Source organism: Aegicerativicinus sediminis, from assembly GCF_015476115.1.
In the GTDB taxonomy this organism is placed as follows: Bacteria; Bacteroidota; Bacteroidia; order Flavobacteriales; family Flavobacteriaceae; genus Aegicerativicinus; species Aegicerativicinus sediminis.
In genome coordinates this window covers 3723786-3744146 of record NZ_CP064295.1, presented here as the reverse complement: position 1 = coordinate 3744146, position 20361 = coordinate 3723786, and the positions used below count along the sequence as shown (strand labels likewise).

Below are 20361 nucleotides of genomic sequence, written 5' to 3'. Positions count from 1 at the left end.
TAAATCCGATAATAACCCTTAGTTAAATATGGATTTTAAAGAATTTTTAAGAAATTGTCTTTAATCGATTCAGTCGAAAAATTTCAAAAAAAAAGGGCTGGAACATTCCAACCCTTCAATCCTCTCAATTCAATTGAAAAAACTAACTCAATTAATTCTATACCTTAGACGGTGAATTTTTAAAATACCCTTAGTTTTTTTTGAAAAAATTTTCAAATTTCATAATTAAGTCCAAAACTTATGTTTCTGCCTATATTAAAAATGCCATCTGGTTTCAACCTAGATAAGTGATTGATGTATTTTTTATCACCCAAATTGGTTACAGTAAAATTTAATCCAAGAGGCTTATTAAATAGCCTTATAGTACCTGAAAGACCTGTACTCCACAAGCTATAACCTGGTGTGGAAGTCTCTTCTGGATGAACATTGTTTTGGCTGAAAATGGAAGAAAGTTTCACGAAAGCTTGTCCACCACTAACAAAACCTTTAGGAAATTCTACCCTAAACATATTGTTCAAAGAATTGGCCGGAATTAGCGGTAAATAATCACGATTGTCTTGTTTGCCAGTAACTGATTCAAAACTAGCTTCGTAATGTAACCAGTCGAGTGGGTGGGGGTGAATGTGAATACCCAACTCACCTCCATATAGTTTTGCATTCTCTTGAACATATAGATATTCCGGATCAGCATCCACAAAATTTCCTGTTGGTGTCAAATAAATATAGTCGTTTACAAAATTTGTAAATCCATTGGCAAAAATTTCAAAGTGATCATTCCCATATTCTATGGCCAAATCTATTTGGAAATTACGTTCGTTAGTTAAATCGGGGTTTCCTATTTCGTAACGGTTAGTACCTTCATGCGAACCTTCAGAAGTTAATTCTGCCAAATTTGGCGCCCTAAATCCTGATGAAAAATTTAAACGTGTTACAACATTCTTGAAAATGTTTGTTTTTAGGCCTGCAGCTGCATTAAAACTGTTGAAGTCTCTACTAAAATCATTTTCTATATCAATATTTCGGTGGTCATAACGAAGACCTATCTGTAAATCGACAGTTTCAAAATGTATATGTGAGGTTCCTAAAACACCAAAGTCGGTTGTATTGGCATCAGGGATTAGGGTTTCTTCTCCAAAATTTGCATTGCTTTGGAACATTCCTTGAATTCCAAAAATTGTTTCAAATTTACCTAGTTCAGGAAGATGGTATTTTGCATCATAACTAAAGGTCCTGAGGCGCATGTTTAGTGCTGCACCCTCATGGCCATGATCTTCTTCCTCTCCTTCATGTTCCTCTCCTTCCTCTTCATGATGCTCCTCAAATTCCTTTCTGCTATTTTGTATATATCCCCAAGTTACCTCTAGGTTAGAATCCCCAAAATAAAATTGAGATTTGTTACTTAAAATATGACTTGCCACTTCTTGGAAAGGCATTTCCGGAAGTTTTTCAGTCGTTTGTTCACCTATTTCTTCAGGCATTCCAAGTTCGGCAAAATTATAGTTATAGCGCACCTCCGATCTAAATTTTCCTTTTTGATAACCGAAACCAGCCTTTACATCTTTTTCATTAAATCGACTATTGGTTACCCTATATTCCGGAGATTTATAATCTGAGTGATTGGCTAAGCTCCCCCTAATTAAAAATTTAAAATTTTCAGAAGAGGTTTTTGCGCCTAAACTATTTGCAAAACCTTGGGTGTTGCCAAAATATTTAGAGCTAATACTAACATCCAACGAATCTTCTGAAGCAAATCGCTCTGGGTTAAGGTATAATACTCCTCCTAGGGCATCGCTGCCGTATAGGAGTGAGGCGGGGCCTTTTATGACTTCCACGCTGCTGATCCCAGCTTCATTTATTCCTAATCCATGCTCGTCTCCAAATTGTTGGTTTTCCATGCGAATGCCTTGTGTATAAACAAGAACTCGATTGGAACTGAGTCCTCGAATCACAGGTTTTGAGATGCCTACACCTGTGGATATGGTATTTACTCCACTGATATTAGCAATACCTTCTCCTAATGTCATTGCACCCTGTTCCTTTATTTCTGCTAAAGATTGTTGTTCAACCTTCATTACATTGTCACGCTGTAATTTGTGGAAAGGTGTGGAAATAACCACTTCGTCCATTTCAATAGCCGAAGATTTCAGTGTTACCAAAAGGGGGGAATTTAAAGGAATTCTGATATCATCTGAATAAGTATCAAAACCCAAAAGTGAAACTACAATTTTATAGGTACCTGTGGGTAAACTTTTAAGTTCGAATGTCCCGGAGTCATCAGTAAAAGTACCCTTTTCTAGTTGTGGAAGGTATATGTTGGCAAAAATCACTGGGTTACCTTCAGTGTCTTTTATTGTGCCGGTAATGTTGTTTTGTGAAACAATAGAATGTGTCACTAATAGGAGTGACAGTAATAATAAATTTTTCATTTATATGATTTGGTTTTTATTAAAAACTTAGTTCTGTAAATTCTAAGCAAAAACCGGGGGAGCTCTTAAACTTTTGAGTTTAAGAGTTACTTTATAAAATGAAGATTTGTAGTTGTTAAAGTAGGGGGCATAAAACTGATGAACAAGAGGTTCAAAAGTTTCTGGCTTAAAAATAAATTGATTGTGAACCTTGAATTTGTAAAAATCACAATCGATATCAATGGCGTGGAAATGAACGGTGTTCCCTCCTTCACACACCATATGATTTTCATGGGAGAAAATATGAATAAACTTAGCGGTATCTGGGGCAAAGAATGATAATGCAATTGCCAACCCGACAATTTTATAAAAGGAAGAATATATAAGTTCTTTCTTCATAATGTGTCTAGGTTAATGCCGAAGCGTTTTAAAATCTTTTTCTCGAAATTCCAGAAGAACTCGAACTGCCCAAATATCCAACCGAAAAACAACAACAACAATTGATATGCTACAAGGCTTATTAGAATAAATAATACCCAATAAATAAAGGCATGAAGATTATCTAATGTAATTCCCATTTCCTTTATTAATGGTCGAGTTACCAAAACAGAGGAGGAACCCGTTATTGCGAATACAATAAAGATTCTAATTAATTCCCATCGTTGTTTTACAATCCATTTACCTTCTAATTTATTAATTGAAAAAAGGCAAATTTTTAAGAGAAGTAAAAAAATTAAAATTGATGAAATTGATATACCAATCAATGAAGAACCATAAAGGAGCATGCTAAATTTTATAGCAAGATAGCCAAGGCCAGCTAACCCCATAAAAGGGATTATTAATTGCCAGTTTTTATCTATTTGCCAATGTTTCTTAAATGATTCCATCTTCAAAAATCGGTGCAAAGATAATTTAAATTCTTGGAACGAAACCCGCCAACCTTTGTTTGTAGGTAAGTTGAAAATAAATGAAATAATTGTATAGCTTATAATTAACTTCATAACCATAATCTATACCTGGCCTATAATCAATTTGCATCTCATAAAGATTGGGATTATAAAGTTGGGGTTGCATTACCCGATAATTCCATTCTTGGACGTAAATAAGATTCCTGTTTTCAAGAAATTGTTGAGAGTAATAGCCTTCTGGTCGTGCCCTGGAAATTAACCAAGTATTAAAACCAGGTTCGATGATTATTATTTCATATTCTATGGAGTCATTGGCTATTCTTACAGTGTCCCCTTCTTTAATATTTACAGATCGATTTGAATCGGTAGTAGATTTATTGGTTTTACAAGTAAAGAGAAGCGTTCCAATTACTGCAATAGTCAAAAGATATTTTAAAATTTTCATAGCATTCTTTAATAAGCTAAACTATCTGTTTGTATATGCTTAACCTCAAAATTATGAAGTATATAAGCTTATTTTAAAGTATGGCAACACGATACTTATTTTAGCAAAAAGGTACAAAAAAACCCAAGGGTAATTCCTTGGGTTAATTTTATTTTAACAGTAGTTTTTACTTACTTTAAAATTTCAATTATTTGCGATGCCAATTCTGTTCCTATTCGATCTTGAGCCTCATTGGTAGCAGCACCTATATGAGGGGTTAAAGAAATCTTTCCATTCATTAACACTTTAATGGCTGGTGTAGGTTCATTCTCAAAAGTATCTAGAGCCGCAAAGCTTAATTTTCCACTATCTAAGGCTTCAATCAATGCGACTTCATCAATAACCCCACCACGCGCAGCATTCACTATCGCAGCACCATTTTTCATAGAATCTAGTTCTTTTTTACCAATTACATATTCTTTTTGGGCTGGCACATGAACGGTTACAAAATCAGCATTTTTCAAAACCTCTTCTTTAGAGACTGAGTCAAAACTGAAATCAATGGATCTGCCATCAAAGAATTCTAATGAAATGTTAGAAGCCTCTATAAAAGGGTCATGGTAAATAACTTCCATGCCTGCTCCTAAAGCAATCTTTGCGGTCTCTTGTCCTATACGGCCGAAACCGATAACTCCTAAAGTTTTACCTCTTAGTTCAACACCCTTGGCATAACTTTTTTTCAGTGAACCAAACTTGGTTTCACCTTCTAAAGGCATATTGCGGTTAGAATCATGTAAGAAGCGGACACCACCATATAAATGGGCAAATACTAATTCTGCTACAGATTGAGATGAGGCAGCCGGGGTGTTTATAACTTTCAATCCCTTTTCTCGGGCATAGGCTACGTCAATATTATCCATACCGACTCCGCCGCGACCAATAATTTTTAAACTCTTGCAGGCATCAATCAATTCTTTTCTTGCAGTTGTGGCACTCCGAACCAAAAGAACATCGATTTCATGTTTGTTTATATAATCTATTAGCTGCTCTTGTGCAACCTTCGTAGTTAAAACTTCAAAACCGGCGGCTTCTAATGCTTCTACTCCTTTTTTAGAAATTCCGTCGTTTGCTAATACTTTCATTTGTCGATTTTATGTTTAATGTCTCGTTAAGACATTTACTATTAATAATTAAGCCTTGCGTTCTAGTTCGCTCATCACTTCAACAAGGGTTGCAACACTATTTAAAGGCAATGCATTATACATAGAGGCCCTGTAACCACCTACACTTCGGTGACCATTAAGACCGTTAATTCCAGCTTCTTTAAGCATAGTGTCGAAGGTTTCCTTTAAATCTTCATTTACTAGGTTAAAGGTGGCGTTCATTGAAGATCGGTCTTCTTTAACGGCAAAGCCTTTAAATAACGGGTTAAGGTCAATTTCAGAGTAAATTAATTGGGCTTTTCTCTCATTAATTTTTTCTATTTCAGAGATTCCACCAAGGTTTTTTAACCATTCCAGAGTTAACATAGAAACATAAACTGCAAAAACAGGCGGTGTATTAAACATGCTACTCTTGCTGATGTGCAATTTATAATCCATCATGGATGGAATTTTACGAGAAACCTTTCCAAGGATATCTTCATTTACAACCACCAATGTTGTACCAGCAGGACCCATATTTTTCTGTGCTCCAGCATAAATTAAATCGAATTTGGTAAAATCTAATTGGCGCGAAAAGATATCACTACTCATATCGGAAACCATAGGTATGGGCGAGTCTGGAAATTTCTTTATCTGCGTGCCAAAAATGGTGTTGTTAGAAGTGCAGTGGAAATAATCATAATCCTCTGGAATATCATACCCCTTAGGAATGTAATTGTAATTTGCATCCTTTGAGGAGGCTACTTCAATAATATCATCAAAAATTCGGGCTTCTTTAACGGCTTTGTCGGCCCAGGTTCCAGTATTCAGATATGCAGCTCTTTTTTCAAGAAGGTTTAAAGCAACCATTAAGAATTGGGTGCTTGCCCCACCTTGCAAAAATAAGGCTTTGTAACCCTTTCCTTCTAAGCCCAAAAGCTCCAATGCCAATGCACGGGCTTTCTCCATTACATCTACAAAAGGCTTGCTTCTGTGGGAAATTTCAATAATAGATAATCCATTATCGAAATCTAAAATTGCCTCAGAGGCTTTTTGCATTACTTCTTGCGGTAAAATGCAAGGTCCTGCACTAAAATTATGTCGTTTCATCAGTTTGAATTTGAGAGATGCAAAGTTGGTAAAAACTACAAGAAATCACAGTAATAAATCGATAATTTATTCACAAATACTTAATAAAAATTCAATGGTATCGACATTATCCGCATAATTCCATAATTGCGGTTTTTGGGTTGTTCCAAAAGAAACTTCATCTTCAAATATTCCTTTGGAAACAATGCACTGTATTAAGTCCTTTTCAGAAGCAATCCGATTTTTTAAATCGTCTAAACTATTGTAGTATTCGTAAAAAATTACTGAAATAGGTGAGGCGTAATTTGGATCCTCTTTTAGGATGACAAATCCATTATCCAAAAGTTGAAATTCGCTCATTAGGTATACCGCTTTATTGTAGTCATAATTATTGGCATACCTATTTTCATTAATTATATCCTTCCAGTTGTAAAGAGCATTAAAAAATTTGTCGAAGTTGTAATTTTCAGGAACAAATAGTTTGGAGACATTGCGGCAACCCAATCCATAATAACGCATAACGTCATTACATAATAAAGAAAGGTCTTCCTCCGATTCCTCGCCGGAAAGTATGGCAATGGAATTTCTATTCTTTCTAATAATATTTGGGTTTTTGCCGAAATAATATTCAAAGTATCTAGAGGTATTATTACTACCCGTGGCAATCACGGCATCAAAATCTGAAAGTTGTTTATCTGTGAAGGATATTAAGGGCGAATACTCTGGTTCAATTTGAATAAGGAGCTTAACGATACCCTTTAATAATACGTCATCGTTGGATGATAATTTTATGAGCACTTTGTGGCCGCTGACAAGCACTGACAGAAAATCGTGAAATCCGACGAGTGGTATATTCCCCGCCATAATAATTGCAACAGTTTTGCAACAGCTTTTTTTTAGGTTATATGGTTCTAACCATTTATGAAGTTGTTCTGAGGTTAATTGTTCAGCCCAACCTTCCAAGGAATGTAGAATGTTGTCTTCCGTAAACCAGCTATTCTGTTGGTTTGCTTTGAGGCAAATGTCATCTAAGGATAAGAGAGCTTCATCTTGAAAGGTTTTTTTCTCCTTTTTGATATTAACGTATTGGTATAAAAGGGCACCTAGTTTTGTAAAAGCCTCAATTCTTTGGTTTAATTGCATTTCGAGTTTGGTTATGCGCACTTAAGGTTTTAATTTTGGACGCAAAGTTAGAAAATGTATGGTAGTCAATTAGAGGATCTCTAACTTAAATTCATTTAAATAAAAAGCTATGGCAATTATAATAACTGACGAATGTATTAACTGTGGGGCTTGTGAACCAGAATGCCCCAATACAGCAATTTATGAAGGCGCCGATGATTGGCGCTATAAAGATGGTACTAGTTTAACTGGAAGTGTTGTGCTTCCAAATGGAAAAGAGGTAGATGCCGATGAAGCCCAGGAGCCGGTAAGTGATGAAATTTATTACATAGTACCAGATAAGTGTACTGAGTGTAAAGGTTTCCACGAAGAACCTCAATGTGCTGCAGTATGCCCAGTTGATTGTTGTGTTCCTGATGAAGACCATGTAGAAACAGAGGAGGAGTTATTAGGAAAGCAACGTTTTATGCATCCGGAAGAATAATAGATTTTTTTAGATCACAAAATGTAGGGTTGGCTCGTTGCCAACCCTTTTTTTATCTTCTATGTAAGAAATGAGTTACATTAAGTATTTCATATAGTGCTGTTTATCGAGTAAATGTAGTATTTTCACTACAAAAATGTAAGAAAAAACTTTATTTTATTATCTGTTTAACCGATATAAAGTTAGTTGGTAGAATAGTTGCCGAAAAGCTTATCGAACCTCATTTATGCATACAAAAATTCTTAAATTTACAATGCATTATAGCATTCTTTCCCCACCCTAAAAAATTGATTTCTAGCACAAAACGTTAATGATTAATAGCAAACATTAGCGCCAATCTATTTTACTCTTATTATTTATTTGTTGTGGTGTCCCAACTACGATGCCTTAGCTTCTTTTTGCTGTGGTTAAGTTATTAATCAAAACCAAACTTTACGTTTATGGACACAATTACTCAAAGGGAAAGTTTTTTTAATTACAAAACTTCCTTTAAATTTTCTTTGCTGTCTATTTGTTGCTTGATTTTTATAATGTTACTGTCATCTTTCACTTTTGGACAGTCAGCAGATTTTAGACAAGCCGCAAATGATAGATCACCCGATCCTTTGGGAACTGTTTATTGGATAAACGGTATCCTTCAACAAAACAATTCTAAGTATACCGAAGGTATGGCTACTTTACAACGCATCATATTAGAGGATGTTCCTGTAACAGCCGGTAATTTACATACACTTAGGGTTAAAATGGAAACTGACAAAAATGGTCATCATGCATATGATTTTATGGTTGGTTGGGATGATGCCCTTGCCATAGCTAATATGATTGATGGTGGACAGGACTTTTTACCAGAAAATTACGCTGACGCTACCTTAAACATATGTGGTGATGCGATATCAGCAACAGCTGAAACGGCATGTAATGGTGCAACATTTAGTTATGATGCGGTAATTTCAGGTGAAATTGATTATCCTATACCTGGTGACGCAAATACCACCCCGAATGTAATTAGTAATTTTCAAAGTGTTTTAGGGAATCCTAATAGAACTATGCAAATCCGAGGTAATGCAATCATTACGGATGGATATGTAAGCTTTGTAAAATATGATGCTGGTTATATATTTTATGACATTTCTTGGGTATCAACTTCTGATGATGTTGTTTTAGAATTTGCAGGGCATATTTCCCCAGGTACTGATCCTTTATCTTCAGGTATGGGCTGGGGTGAAGGCTTCGGAGCAGCAGATATTAATGGTGGCCCATACCATGTTATAATAGAAGGTTTCACAACGGGAGAAGGTAACCTTGGCGCAATGGATAATCAACTAAAAGGAGCCGATATACTTTTAACACCTGTATGTAGCTTACCACCAGTTGATGATGTATGTGAAGGTGCTGATAATATTATGATTTCCGCAACTGTAGATAACGGTGATAGTCCACAATATGTTTGGAGTGTTGATAATTCTGCAGATGGTACAAATGCCACTATTGCAGGAGGTCAAGGAACTGATACCGTTGAGATTAATATTGGTACAATACCAGGAACTATAACGGTTAATTTAGAAGTTACCAATAACTCTGGCGATGGTCTTTCATCCATACCATGTAGTACTTCATTTACAGTTTTTGCAGAACCAACGGCCGATGCTGGAACCGACCAAGATAAATGCCAAGGGGATAATAATACAACTCAATTTATTTTATCCGATGCCAGTGCAACTAATTATACCTCCATATTATGGAATTGGACGCCTATTTCTGGTGATGCAGCAGTAACCGTAATTGCAAACCCTGGCGTTATTAATCCTACAGTAACTGTTACAGGTACTGGTGAAGTAAAACTTACGTTGAGTTCTTTTTCCGATCCCAATAAAATTTGCCCAGATGCATTTGATGATGTTATTTTGACAATTATTCCAAACCCTGAGGTTGACCCAATCAGCCCAGTGACCGCGTGTGACAGCTACGAGCTTCCCGCGATCACCGGAGACGGCAACTATTACACTGCTACCATGGGAGGCGGCGAAATGCTTGAGGCCGGCGACGTGATCAGCAGCACACAGACGATCTATGTCTATGCTGAGACTGGCACTGACCCTAACTGCTACGACGAGGAGAGCTTCCTAGTAACGATCAACGATACGCCAGAAGTTGACCCTATTGACCCTGTGACTGCGTGTGACAGCTACGAGCTTCCCGCGATCACCGGAGACGGCAACTATTACACAGATACCATGGGAGGCGGCGAAATGCTTGAGGCCGGCGACGTGATCAGCAGCACACAGACGATCTATGTCTATGCTGAGACTGGCACTGACCCTAACTGCTACGACGAGGAGAGCTTCCTAGTAACGATCAACGATACGCCTGAGGTTGACCCAATCAGCCCAGTGACCGCCTGTGACAGCTACGAGCTTCCCGCGATCACCGGAGACGGCAACTATTACACTGCTACCATGGGAGGCGGCGAAATGCTTGAGGCCGGCGACGTGATCAGCAGCACACAGACGATCTATGTCTATGCTGAGACTGGCACTGACCCTAACTGCTACGACGAGGAGAGCTTCCTAGTAACGATCAACGATACGCCTGAGGTTGACCCAATCAGCCCAGTGACCGCCTGTGACAGCTACGAGCTTCCCGCGATCACCGGAGACGGCAACTATTACACAGATACCATGGGAGGCGGCGAAATGCTTGAGGCCGGCGACGTGATCAGCAGCACACAGACGATCTATGTCTATGCTGAGACTGGCACTGACCCTAACTGCTACGACGAGGAGAGCTTCCTAGTAACGATCAACGATACGCCTGAGGTTGACCCAATCAGCCCAGTGACCGCCTGTGACAGCTACGAGCTTCCCGCGATCACCGGAGACGGCAACTATTACACTGCTACCATGGGAGGCGGCGAAATGCTTGAGGCCGGCGACGTGATCAGCAGCACCCAGACGATCTATGTCTATGCTGAGACTGGCACTGACCCTAACTGCTACGACGAGGAGAGCTTCCTAGTAACGATCAACGATACGCCTGAGGTTGACCCAATCAGCCCAGTGACCGCCTGTGACAGCTACGAGCTTCCCGCGATCACCGGAGACGGCAACTATTACACAGATACCATGGGAGGCGGCGAAATGCTTGAGGCCGGCGACGTGATCAGCAGCACACAGACGATCTATGTCTATGCTGAGACTGGCACTGACCCTAACTGCTACGACGAGGAGAGCTTCCTAGTAACGATCAACGATACGCCTGAGGTTGACCCAATCAGCCCAGTGACCGCGTGTGACAGCTACGAGCTTCCCGCGATCACCGGAGACGGCAACTATTACACTGCTACCATGGGAGGCGGCGAAATGCTTGAGGCCGGCGACGTGATCAGCAGCACCCAGACGATCTATGTCTATGCTGAGACTGGCACTGACCCTAACTGCTACGACGAGGAGAGCTTCCTAGTAACGATCAACGATACGCCTGAGGTTGACCCTATTGACCCTGTGACTGCGTGTGACAGCTACGAGCTTCCCGCGATCACCGGAGACGGCAACTATTACACAGATACCATGGGAGGCGGCGAAATGCTTGAGGCCGGCGACGTGATCAGCAGCACACAGACGATCTATGTCTATGCTGAGACTGGCACTGACCCTAACTGCTACGACGAGGAGAGCTTCCTAGTAACGATCAACGATACGCCTGAAGTGGATCCTATTGACCCTGTAAAAGCATGTGAAAGTTACGAGCTTCCCGCGATCACCGGAGACGGCAACTATTACACTGCTACCATGGGAGGCGGCGAAATGCTTGAGGCCGGCGACGTGATCAGCAGCACACAGACGATCTATGTCTATGCTGAGACTGGCACTGACCCTAACTGCTACGACGAGGAAAGCTTTATCATAACAATTTATGATGAACCAACAGTTGATGCAGGTAATGACCAGGCAAAATGTCAAGGTGATAACAATACAACTATGTTTAATGTAACTGCTTCACCAACCAACTATTCCACCGTTTTATGGGAATGGCAACCAGTGTCTGGGGATGCTGCTGTTACTCTTATTGCGAATACAAATAGTTTAAGTCCAACAGTAACCGTTACAGGCGTTGGGGAAGTGAAGTTAATTGTAGAGGCGTTTGCTGAAGATGGATCACCATGTCCGAATGCTACAGATGAAGTAATTTTGATGGTAACCCCAGTTCCTATTGTAACTACAAATCCACTTCTTCAATTATGTGAAGATCCAGAGGGTGAAGCAACATTTAATCTTTGGAATGCTATAACAGATTACGACGCTAATCTTTATTATAAATTCTTTAAAGGTGACGGTTCTGGAAATAAAGTTGGAGATGCAATAGCAAATCCTGCAGCCTTTATCTCTTATGTGGTAGATAATGATCAGGAAATCATTATTGAAGTGTATAACCAAGACCCTGATGGAGGTGCTCCATCAAGAGTAGCAGCAGTTATGCCATTGTGTTCTAGCTCTGCAAGTACATTCTTAAGAGTTAATGAATTACCAGAAATAACCTTCTTAGATTTAGGTACTTATTGCTTGGATGACGCTCGTATAATGTTATCTGCATCTCCTGAGGGAGGTACATTTAGTGGAAATGGTGTGGTTTACGAAGGAGATGTTGCATATTTCGATCCATCATTAACTGAACCAGGAGTTCATGTGATTACTTATACTGTAACAGATGGTAACCAATGTACTAATTCTGCAACTGCAACAGTAACTACAGAAGATTGCTGTGAGGATGAAACTGCCTTTGCTTTCGGTGGTCCTAATCCAGTTTGTTTCTCCGAGATTAGTAATGTTTCTAAATTACCGAATCGTTGGGGTTGGACTAATGAATTGATGCAAGGTGAGGATTATTCTCTTAATCTTTATGCTGCAGCAGGAGCAGGTGGCCAATGTATAAATCCAGATAAAGGTGGATATGGCATTCTTGTTGGAACAGTTTCAGTTTCTTATAATCAATCTGGCGATATGGAAGTAACTTATCAGATTGTTGATAATTCAGATGAGTACGACTTTAAATTGGGTAAAGTGCATTTATATGTCGGTTGTTTTGAAACAGCCGGAAAACTATCACCAGGAAAATACCCATTCAAGGGTGCTGCTGAGGATGAAATGTCTGTAACTCTTACTGTACCTAAGTCAGCATTTGAAGGATGTGGTGAATCTTTCTACTTAATTGGACATGCTGAAGTTGAGGTATGTAATGATTACACACCCGATGATGAAGTTTTGAGAACAACAACAAGTTCTTCTCCTTTAAAAACCTTCGATTTTAAAGCGTATCCAGTACCATTTAAAGACAATGTAACAGTGGAATATAAATTTGATTATAGCACTGAGGTTACTATTGAAGTAATGGATATTAAAGGAGCTTTAGTAAAATCTGTAAGCAATAATTATAAAGAGGGAAGTTTAGGAAAATCAACCGTAGATCTTTCTAGGGTTAGTGACCAATTACTCTTTGTGAAATTGAGTACAGATAGAGAATCTAGAGTGAAAAAGATTATTTCGCGTGAATAGATAACCAATTAATTGGTTAATAGCGAAGTAGGATCGTCTGGAAATTTATTTTCAGGCGGTCTTTCTTTTTAGGCCTATACCATTCAGTTATTAAACTCAATAAAATAGTCCTATTAAACATTGCAAAAATGACTTTAAGAATAAGTTAAGTTACCCAGCTAGGATGCTTGATATGATTAGAATTAGTACAAATAAATTAAGATTAGAATAAACTAGCTGTTTATCGAAAGGAAACAAAGTTGTTTACTTAATACTCTTTAGTAATAGTTTAAAATTGATCATGAATTTTATTAATACAAGAATGAATGCAAGGTTGAAGACTGATTATTAAAATGTAGGAGAAGAAAAAATGCCCTGAATAATCAGGGCATTAAATTTTTACGGATTAATAAAACCGTTTAATATTTCGGAAATTGAAAAGTGAGAGAATTACCATCATCAAATTGAACTTTAGCAATATAGGTTGCATTGGCAATTTGACTTAAATTATAAATTTCTTTCATTGCATTTTGGTGTGACTGATAAAATACCAATTGGCCAAGATGATTATATAATTTTAAATTTTTGAAATTGTGATTTGGAGATTTTATTGTTAAGATTTCCTGCTGTGGTTGATAAAAATGGGCTAGGTTTTCCATTGAATATTCAGAGTTTGTCAACGTAAAGTCTATTGCAACATTATCCAAATGAATTTCTAATTGGGATTCTGGTGTATCATGGTGCCTAAAAGCAAAATAAATTATTTGACCAGCTTCACTAGTAATGTCTACAGATCTTTGGACCAAAGTACTACCTCCAGCACCATTTGCACCCGGTTCTTCATTAAACAATAATGTACCATTTAGAAAATCATTTACCGTATTTCCTGTGGAAATGTAAACGGAATAATTATCATTTGGACTGTCGACATCAGGCGCCCTAATTTCCCAAGATAATTCTACAGTATCATTGCTATTATAGGGTGTAAGATCGATTGCTGGAGAAATCAACCAGTTATCTGGTGTTAAAGCAAGGCCTATTTTTTGGGATTCTGATACTACATAATTATCACTTGAAGAGTTGTCGCTTTCTAAGTGCCAGTTTATATTATCACCATCATTATCAACAAAATCCCAACATGAAACTATTGTTTCTATATCATTAAAATTTTCTGAATACGGTAACGATATTGGTTCGCCACAATCTACTTCCGATTCGGTAATCAAAAAATTAAATCCAGCTGCACTCCAACGGTTATCAAAAACAATAAAATAAGTTGTTCCTTGAGTTATGGGTATGTTCACTTCAGATCGAAAATCCGTGAATGTCCTATCATCGTTATTTGCAAGGCACTCCAAGTCCCCACAACTTCCAGTATAGACAAACATGTTTGTGTCTAAATAAGGTGGTGCGTCATGGTTCGTAAAAATATTGGCTGAGCCAGTGACTGTTGCAGTATACGTATACCATGCTCCATTGTTTGCTACATCTTCATTTAGTGCTGAATCACAGATTAGAGTTGGTGCAGTTCCATTAATTGTACCGACAGTTGTTGCAGATCCAACATTTGCTTCAACAGCTGTTTCACACGTATTTTGTCCTCGTAATAAGGGTGTGATTAAAAGAAAAGAAATAATCAGATAAGTAGTTTTTTTCATAAGTATTTGGTATTTGGTAATAGCTGAGAATAAAGATACAAATAATGATGAGCTATCAAAGTGATTGCCAGAGCAATAGAAAATCAAATCGATAAACGGTGGTATTGGGAGCTTTTTTGTCGTTGAATTTCATGAATTGTTTAATATGAATTAGGCCCTAGGTTCAATTAATCTCCAATTTGCATTATCTTTGCGCCTTCAAAATTTAATCTGACTGATTTATGAAAGCAGGTATTGTAGGATTGCCAAATGTTGGAAAATCAACCTTGTTCAATTGTCTTTCTAATGCAAAGGCCCAAAGTGCAAATTTTCCATTTTGTACCATAGAACCTAACATTGGTGTAGTTAATGTTCCGGACCCAAGATTGGAAAAATTGGAGTCTTTGGTTAATCCTGAAAGGGTAGTTCCTGCAACTGTTGAAATTGTTGATATTGCAGGTTTAGTAAAAGGGGCCAGTAAAGGGGAGGGACTAGGAAACCAATTTTTGGCAAATATTCGAGAGACTGATGCTATTTTGCATGTACTGAGATGTTTTGAAAATGATAATATCGTTCATGTTGATGGTAATGTTAATCCACTTAGAGATAAAGAAACTATTGATATGGAGCTTCAGTTAAAGGATTTAGAAAGCGTTGATAAAAAACTTGAAAAAGTAAAACGCGCTGCCAAAACAGGAAACAAGGAGGCACAGAAGGAAGAACAAATATTATTAACCATTAAAAAAGGGTTAGAGGAAGGCAAATCGGTAAGAAGTTTAGATTTTGAAAAAGACGATTATGCAGAATTGGTAAAACCTCTTCAGTTAATAACAGATAAGCCAGTGCTTTATGTTTGCAATGTAGATGAATCTGCCGCCGTTACAGGCAATGATTTTGTTGAGCAAGTTAAGAAGGCTGTTGCAGGCGAAGATGCTGAAGTGTTGGTTTTAGCTGTAGGTACAGAAGCTGATATTAATGAATTGGATGATTATGAAGAGCGCCAAATGTTTCTTCAAGATATTGGTCTAGATGAACCTGGCTCTTCAAAACTTATTAGGGCGGCCTATAAATTATTAAACCAACAAACCTATTTTACCGCTGGAGTAAAAGAAGTACGTGCTTGGACTGTTGATGTTGGTGCTACAGCCCCACAGGCAGCAGGTGTAATACATACCGATTTCGAAAAAGGATTTATCCGTGCTGAAGTTATAAGCTATGATGATTATGTTCATTACGGTAGCGAAGCCAAGGTAAAAGAAGCTGGTAAAATGCGGGTAGAAGGTAAGAATTACATTGTTAAGGATGGTGATGTAATGCATTTCCTTTTCAATGTATAATTAACAGTTTACTCATTTTATTTATTCTCATTCTATTGTAGTTCAGATGTCTCTTTTTTTGAAGAGATAGTTGTAATTTAGAGGTTTGAATAATTATTATGGGAGACCACAGTCATTCTCATTCCTCAACAGAAATCCACAACCATGGTGGTATTTTTGGCCCTAAAACTGAATTGATTTTTTCAATTCTCGCAGGGATTTTCCTCATTTTTACCTTTTTATTAGAGAGCTTCGAATTTATTTCGGAACCGCTAGCCATTGGTCTTTATATTGTTTCTTATTTTTTTGGGGGCTATTATGCCGCTATAGAAGCCTGGGTTAAAACAATTAAAGGCGAATTTGAAATTGATTTTCTAATGATTGTTGCGGCTATTGGTGCCGCTTATATTGGCAGTTGGGCAGAAGGTGCCTTGCTGCTTTTTCTTTTTAGTTTAGGTCATGCCTTAGAAAATCATGCTTTAAATAAGGCAAAGAAATCCATAGAAGCATTAGGCAATTTATCCCCTACAACAGCATTTATTAAGGATAATGGTGAATTAAAAGAGATTCCGATAGAGGAATTGAAAATTGGGGATGTCATAGTTGTAAAACCTAATGCCAAAATCGCGGCGGATGGTGTGATAATTGAAGGGTATAGTAGCATAAACCAGGCACCCATAACAGGAGAAAGTATTCCTGTTGAAAAGTCAGCGATCACTTACTTAGACAATTTGCCCCCTTTTGAAAAAATTGAAAAAAACCATGTCGTTTATACGGGTACTATAAATGGCGATAATGTCATTGAAGTTAAAGTACTTAAGTTAAGTTCTGACTCTACCATTTCTCGTTTAATCGATATGGTAAGTAAAGTAGAAACCAATAAATCTCCTACCCAACGGGTTACTAAAAAGTTTGAGAAATGGTATGTGCCAGTAGTAATTATAATGGTTATTGTTTTATGTTTTGCATTTTTGGTAATTGATGAGACCTTTAATGAAAGTTTGTACAGAGCCATATGTGCTTTGGTTGCTGCTAGTCCATGTGCCTTAGCAATTTCTACACCTTCTGCAGTATTAAGTGGTGTTGCTCGAGCAGCGAATAAAGGTGTCCTTATTAAAGGCGGTAAAGCATTAGAAGATTTGGGGACCTTAAAAACGATTGCTTTTGATAAAACAGGCACTTTAACGGAAGGAAGGCCAAAACTCACAAATACCATTGTATTTAATGGCCTGCCGAAAGAGGAGTTTTTGCAAATGGTTTATGCGGTAGAAAGTATGAGCAATCATCCTTTGGCTAGAGCAATTTCTAGAGATTTAAGAAATCAGAATGGAATTAATACGTCTTTAAAAGCCGAGAATATTCAAGCTGTTCATGGTATGGGAATAAAGGCTGTTTTTAAGAATCAGCTGGTTTATATAGGTAATGAAAAGTTGTTGGATTCCCTTCAGCTGAACCTAACTGAAGAAATTCAGGAAACATTAGGTAGTCTCAGAAAAGAAGGACATACTGCAATGTTGGTGGCAAGGGAAAATGAATTATTGGGTTTGGTGAGTGTTATGGATGTGCCGAGAAAAACAGTTCCAAATACGTTAAAACGGCTTAAGTCTCTTGGAATTAGCAAAATGATAATGCTTACGGGGGACCATCAAAATGTTGGGTCTGCAATTGCAAAGGAAATTGGCCTAACGGAAGCGCGAGGAAATTTGTTGCCAGAAGATAAGGTGGAGGCAATAGAAGAACTTAAGAAAAGGGATTCAAAAATTGCAATGGTAGGTGATGGGGTTAATGATGCTCCAGCAATGGCAAGTAGCACCGTTGGTATTGCCATGGGTGCGGCCGGTAGCGACGTGGCTTTAGAAACAGCGGATGTTGCTTTAATGTCTGATAAAATTGAACGGCTACCCTTTGTTATTGGATTGAGCAGGGCTTCCAAACGAATTATCACTCAAAATTTATGGATTAGCTTGGGGGTCGTCGCTCTACTTGTTCCGGCTACGATAATTGGAATGGCAAATATTGGTATAGCCGTTGTTTTTCATGAAGGATCCACCATAGTAGTAGTTTTAAATGCTCTAAGATTATTAGCTTACAACGATAAAACCATTTAATTTTTCAATGCTTTTTTTATGAAACATTTTTTTTCCACCAAGTCTGTTATTGTCTTATTCCTTGTTTTTGTAAATAGTTATTTCTGTAATGCGCAAGAAATGAGTTTTGAAGAATACAATCCGACATCTACTTTGGTAGTTCCAGAAAATCCTGTTATAAGAGCAAAATTCCCATTTATAGATGTGCACGGTCACCAATATAATATGCCAAATCAGGATTTAACTGATGTGGTCAAGGCAATGGATACCTTGAATATGCAATTAATGGTAAATTTAAGTGGTCGCTCTGGTGATGATTTAATAAAGTCGATTAATAATATAAAAACTAATTTTCCTGGCCGCTTTGTTGTGTTTTGTAATGTAAATTTTGATGGAGTTGGTTCAGAGGGATGGGCTGAAAAAACAGTGGCCCAATTAGAGAAAGATGTTGAAAATGGTGCAAGAGGTTTAAAAGTTTATAAAAGTTTGGGGCTTAGAAATACAGATTCAGATGGAAACCGGTTAGCCGTAGATGATGAACGATTGCAGCCTGTTTGGGAGAAGTGTGGAGAACTAGGTATACCCGTTTTAATACATTCAGCCGATCCTAAATCCTTTTGGGATGAATTTGATGGGGATAACGAGCGCTGGTTAGAGTTGAAAACGCATCCTAGAAGAAAAAGAGGCGCAGATGATCCTGCCCCATGGGAACAAATTATACAAGAGCAACATAACATGTTTAGAAAAAACCCCAATACTAAATTTATTAATGCCCATATGGGCTGGTTTGCAAATGACCTAGGTTTTTTGGGCCAATTGATGGATGAATTACCCAATATGTATGTGGGGATAGGGGCTATAATTGCGGAGTTAGGTAGACAACCTCGTAATGCAAAATTATTTTTTGAAAAATACCAGGATCGCATTTTATTTGGAAAAGACAGTTGGCAACCGACAGAATTCCCTACATATTTTAGAGTTTTAGAAACTGCAGATGAATATTTCCCATACCATAAAAAGTACCATGCATTTTGGGCCATGTATGGTTTGGACTTGCCAGATGAAATTTTAAAAAAGGTGTATTACAAAAATGCCCTGAAAATTATTCCTGGATTGGATGCCTCGGCATTCCCGAATTAACTATAATTCTAATTTCAGATCGACTAAGACCTCATCAATTTGTTTTAATTGATCTGGATGTAAAGGAATATCCATTGCTTCCGCATTTTCCTTGGCCTGTTTGCTGTTTCTTGCTCCAGCTAATGCAACCGTTATTCCAGGCTGTTCTACGGTCCATCTCAATACCAATTGAGCCAATGTAACTTCATGCTCATCTGCAATTGGTTTAATTCTGTTTAAAATTGAATTGGTCCGTTCAATATTTACAGGTTTGAAATACGGATAATTGGCTCTATGGTCGCCTTCAGCAAACTGATGGTGCGGATTTAATTTCCCCGTCAATAATCCTCGTTCAAGCGGACTATAGGCCAAAACAGACATGCCATGACGAATGGTGTATGGAAGAGGATCGGTTTCTATGCCGCGTTTAACCATACTGAAAGGTAATTGGTCTGAAATGATATCAATATATTTCTTTGCTTCAATAAGTTGCTCTTCTTTATAGTTACATACTCCGGCAAACCTTACTTTTCCTTGGTCTATCAATGTTTGGACAGCTTCCATTGTTTCCTCTATTGGGGTTGACAAATCTGGCCAATGGATCTGGTAAAGGTCAATATAATCAGTACCCAATCTGCGTAAGCTAGCTTCACATTCTACAATAATTGACTCTTTACCTGCATATTTATGCATGTCTGTTGGAGTGCCATCATTTTTGGAGGTACTGAAATAATAAACACCCTTATCGATATCCCAGCGTAATCCAAACTTTGTTAATATTTGGATGTGGTCTCTTTTTAGTTCCTTAATCGCATCTCCCACCACTTTCTCACTTTGGCCCATTCCATATGCGGGTGCAGTATCTATAGATGTAACCCCGCAATCATAAGCTGTTCTTATAGCATTTACTGCTTCATTATAATCGGTTCCACCCCACATCCAACCTCCAGCCGCCCAAGCCCCAAAAGTTATTGCAGATAATTGAAGATCAGAATGTCCTATATCTCTGTATTCCATCATAATATCAAAATCAAATAAGATCCATTAAACGCTATATAAAAATATCAATTGAAATTGGTATAAAACCCTTATTTTTCAAT

Annotated in this window: 14 protein-coding genes; 5 read left to right on the top strand and 9 right to left on the bottom strand. The window is 37.8% G+C overall.

Features of this window, described 5'->3' with window-relative positions; all coding sequences use genetic code 11:
- Positions 1 to 212: 212 nt before the first annotated feature.
- The 7 genes from ISU00_RS16055 to ISU00_RS16025 form a co-directional block, all read right to left on the bottom strand.
- Positions 213 to 2426 (bottom strand): TonB-dependent receptor, encoded by a 2214-nt coding sequence (locus tag ISU00_RS16055; protein WP_228851690.1) that lies wholly within the window; start codon positions 2424 to 2426, stop codon positions 213 to 215.
- A gap of 42 nt (positions 2427 to 2468) precedes the next feature.
- Positions 2469 to 2804, bottom strand: coding sequence for a hypothetical protein (locus tag ISU00_RS16050; protein WP_228851689.1), 336 nt, complete (start codon positions 2802 to 2804; stop codon positions 2469 to 2471).
- Positions 2801 to 3292, bottom strand: a complete 492-nt coding sequence (locus ISU00_RS16045) for a DUF6787 family protein (protein ID WP_228851688.1) — start codon at positions 3290 to 3292, stop codon at positions 2801 to 2803. The genes ISU00_RS16050 and ISU00_RS16045 overlap by 4 nt, the downstream gene beginning before the upstream one ends.
- Positions 3293 to 3317: 25 nt before the next feature.
- Entirely contained in the window at positions 3318 to 3758 is a 441-nt protein-coding gene (locus ISU00_RS16040; protein WP_228851687.1) for a DUF6146 family protein, read from the bottom strand.
- A 170-nt stretch (positions 3759 to 3928) separates the two neighbouring features.
- Positions 3929 to 4879: a D-2-hydroxyacid dehydrogenase gene (locus ISU00_RS16035; RefSeq protein ID WP_228851686.1), complete on the bottom strand. Its 951-nt coding sequence runs from the start codon at positions 4877 to 4879 to the stop codon at positions 3929 to 3931.
- Positions 4880 to 4927: 48 nt separating this feature from the next.
- Positions 4928 to 5989 carry a 3-phosphoserine/phosphohydroxythreonine transaminase gene (serC, locus tag ISU00_RS16030; RefSeq protein WP_228851685.1) on the bottom strand — a complete coding sequence of 354 codons (1062 nt, stop codon included), beginning with the start codon at positions 5987 to 5989 and terminating at the stop codon, positions 4928 to 4930.
- A gap of 66 nt (positions 5990 to 6055) precedes the next feature.
- Positions 6056 to 7111 (bottom strand): acyl-CoA reductase, encoded by a 1056-nt coding sequence (locus tag ISU00_RS16025; protein WP_228851684.1) that lies wholly within the window; start codon positions 7109 to 7111, stop codon positions 6056 to 6058.
- Between the two features lie 109 nt (positions 7112 to 7220).
- Between ISU00_RS16025 and ISU00_RS16020 the strand changes: the two genes are divergently transcribed.
- Together ISU00_RS16020 and ISU00_RS16015 are read left to right on the top strand one after the other, a co-directional pair.
- Positions 7221 to 7574 (top strand): 4Fe-4S dicluster domain-containing protein, encoded by a 354-nt coding sequence (locus ISU00_RS16020; RefSeq protein WP_228851683.1) that lies wholly within the window; start codon positions 7221 to 7223, stop codon positions 7572 to 7574.
- Between the two features lie 440 nt (positions 7575 to 8014).
- Entirely contained in the window at positions 8015 to 13123 is a 5109-nt protein-coding gene (locus ISU00_RS16015) for a T9SS type A sorting domain-containing protein (protein WP_228851682.1), read from the top strand.
- A gap of 398 nt (positions 13124 to 13521) precedes the next feature.
- Here ISU00_RS16015 and ISU00_RS16010 read toward each other — a convergent pair whose 3' ends face one another.
- Positions 13522 to 14760 carry a T9SS-dependent choice-of-anchor J family protein gene (locus ISU00_RS16010; protein WP_228851681.1) on the bottom strand — a complete coding sequence of 413 codons (1239 nt, stop codon included), beginning with the start codon at positions 14758 to 14760 and terminating at the stop codon, positions 13522 to 13524.
- A gap of 221 nt (positions 14761 to 14981) precedes the next feature.
- Here ISU00_RS16010 and ychF point away from each other — a divergent pair, with 221 nt between their 5' ends.
- The 3 genes from ychF (at position 14982) to ISU00_RS15995 (ending at position 19282) form a co-directional block, all read left to right on the top strand.
- Positions 14982 to 16076, top strand: coding sequence for a redox-regulated ATPase YchF (gene ychF / locus ISU00_RS16005; protein WP_228851680.1), 1095 nt, complete (start codon positions 14982 to 14984; stop codon positions 16074 to 16076).
- A 98-nt stretch (positions 16077 to 16174) separates the two neighbouring features.
- Positions 16175 to 18163: a heavy metal translocating P-type ATPase gene (locus ISU00_RS16000; RefSeq protein ID WP_228851679.1), complete on the top strand. Its 1989-nt coding sequence runs from the start codon at positions 16175 to 16177 to the stop codon at positions 18161 to 18163.
- A gap of 18 nt (positions 18164 to 18181) precedes the next feature.
- Positions 18182 to 19282 carry an amidohydrolase family protein gene (locus ISU00_RS15995; RefSeq protein WP_228851678.1) on the top strand — a complete coding sequence of 367 codons (1101 nt, stop codon included), beginning with the start codon at positions 18182 to 18184 and terminating at the stop codon, positions 19280 to 19282.
- Here ISU00_RS15995 and ISU00_RS15990 read toward each other — a convergent pair whose 3' ends face one another.
- A complete protein-coding gene (locus ISU00_RS15990) occupies positions 19283 to 20281 on the bottom strand; it encodes an aldo/keto reductase (RefSeq protein ID WP_317174318.1) in 999 nt (332 codons plus the stop codon). It lies immediately after the preceding gene.
- Between the last annotated feature and the right edge of the window lie 80 nt (positions 20282 to 20361).

What these genes read in the sequence shown, in the direction of transcription:
- ISU00_RS16045 (WP_228851688.1), bottom strand. Translation starts at nt 3,292, where the DNA reads ATGGAATCATTTAAGAAACATTGGCAAATAGATAAAAACTGGCAATTA.
- ISU00_RS16010 (WP_228851681.1), bottom strand. Translation starts at nt 14,760, where the DNA reads ATGAAAAAAACTACTTATCTGATTATTTCTTTTCTTTTAATCACACCC.
- serC (WP_228851685.1), bottom strand. Translation starts at nt 5,989, where the DNA reads ATGAAACGACATAATTTTAGTGCAGGACCTTGCATTTTACCGCAAGAA.
- ychF (WP_228851680.1), top strand. Translation starts at nt 14,982, where the DNA reads ATGAAAGCAGGTATTGTAGGATTGCCAAATGTTGGAAAATCAACCTTG.
- ISU00_RS16055 (WP_228851690.1), bottom strand. Translation starts at nt 2,426, where the DNA reads ATGAAAAATTTATTATTACTGTCACTCCTATTAGTGACACATTCTATT.
- ISU00_RS15990 (WP_317174318.1), bottom strand. Translation starts at nt 20,281, where the DNA reads ATGATGGAATACAGAGATATAGGACATTCTGATCTTCAATTATCTGCA.
- ISU00_RS16050 (WP_228851689.1), bottom strand. Translation starts at nt 2,804, where the DNA reads ATGAAGAAAGAACTTATATATTCTTCCTTTTATAAAATTGTCGGGTTG.
- ISU00_RS16025 (WP_228851684.1), bottom strand. Translation starts at nt 7,111, where the DNA reads ATGCAATTAAACCAAAGAATTGAGGCTTTTACAAAACTAGGTGCCCTT.
- ISU00_RS16000 (WP_228851679.1), top strand. Translation starts at nt 16,175, where the DNA reads ATGGGAGACCACAGTCATTCTCATTCCTCAACAGAAATCCACAACCAT.
- ISU00_RS16040 (WP_228851687.1), bottom strand. Translation starts at nt 3,758, where the DNA reads ATGAAAATTTTAAAATATCTTTTGACTATTGCAGTAATTGGAACGCTT.
- ISU00_RS16035 (WP_228851686.1), bottom strand. Translation starts at nt 4,879, where the DNA reads ATGAAAGTATTAGCAAACGACGGAATTTCTAAAAAAGGAGTAGAAGCA.
- ISU00_RS16020 (WP_228851683.1), top strand. Translation starts at nt 7,221, where the DNA reads ATGGCAATTATAATAACTGACGAATGTATTAACTGTGGGGCTTGTGAA.
- ISU00_RS16015 (WP_228851682.1), top strand. Translation starts at nt 8,015, where the DNA reads ATGGACACAATTACTCAAAGGGAAAGTTTTTTTAATTACAAAACTTCC.
- ISU00_RS15995 (WP_228851678.1), top strand. Translation starts at nt 18,182, where the DNA reads ATGAAACATTTTTTTTCCACCAAGTCTGTTATTGTCTTATTCCTTGTT.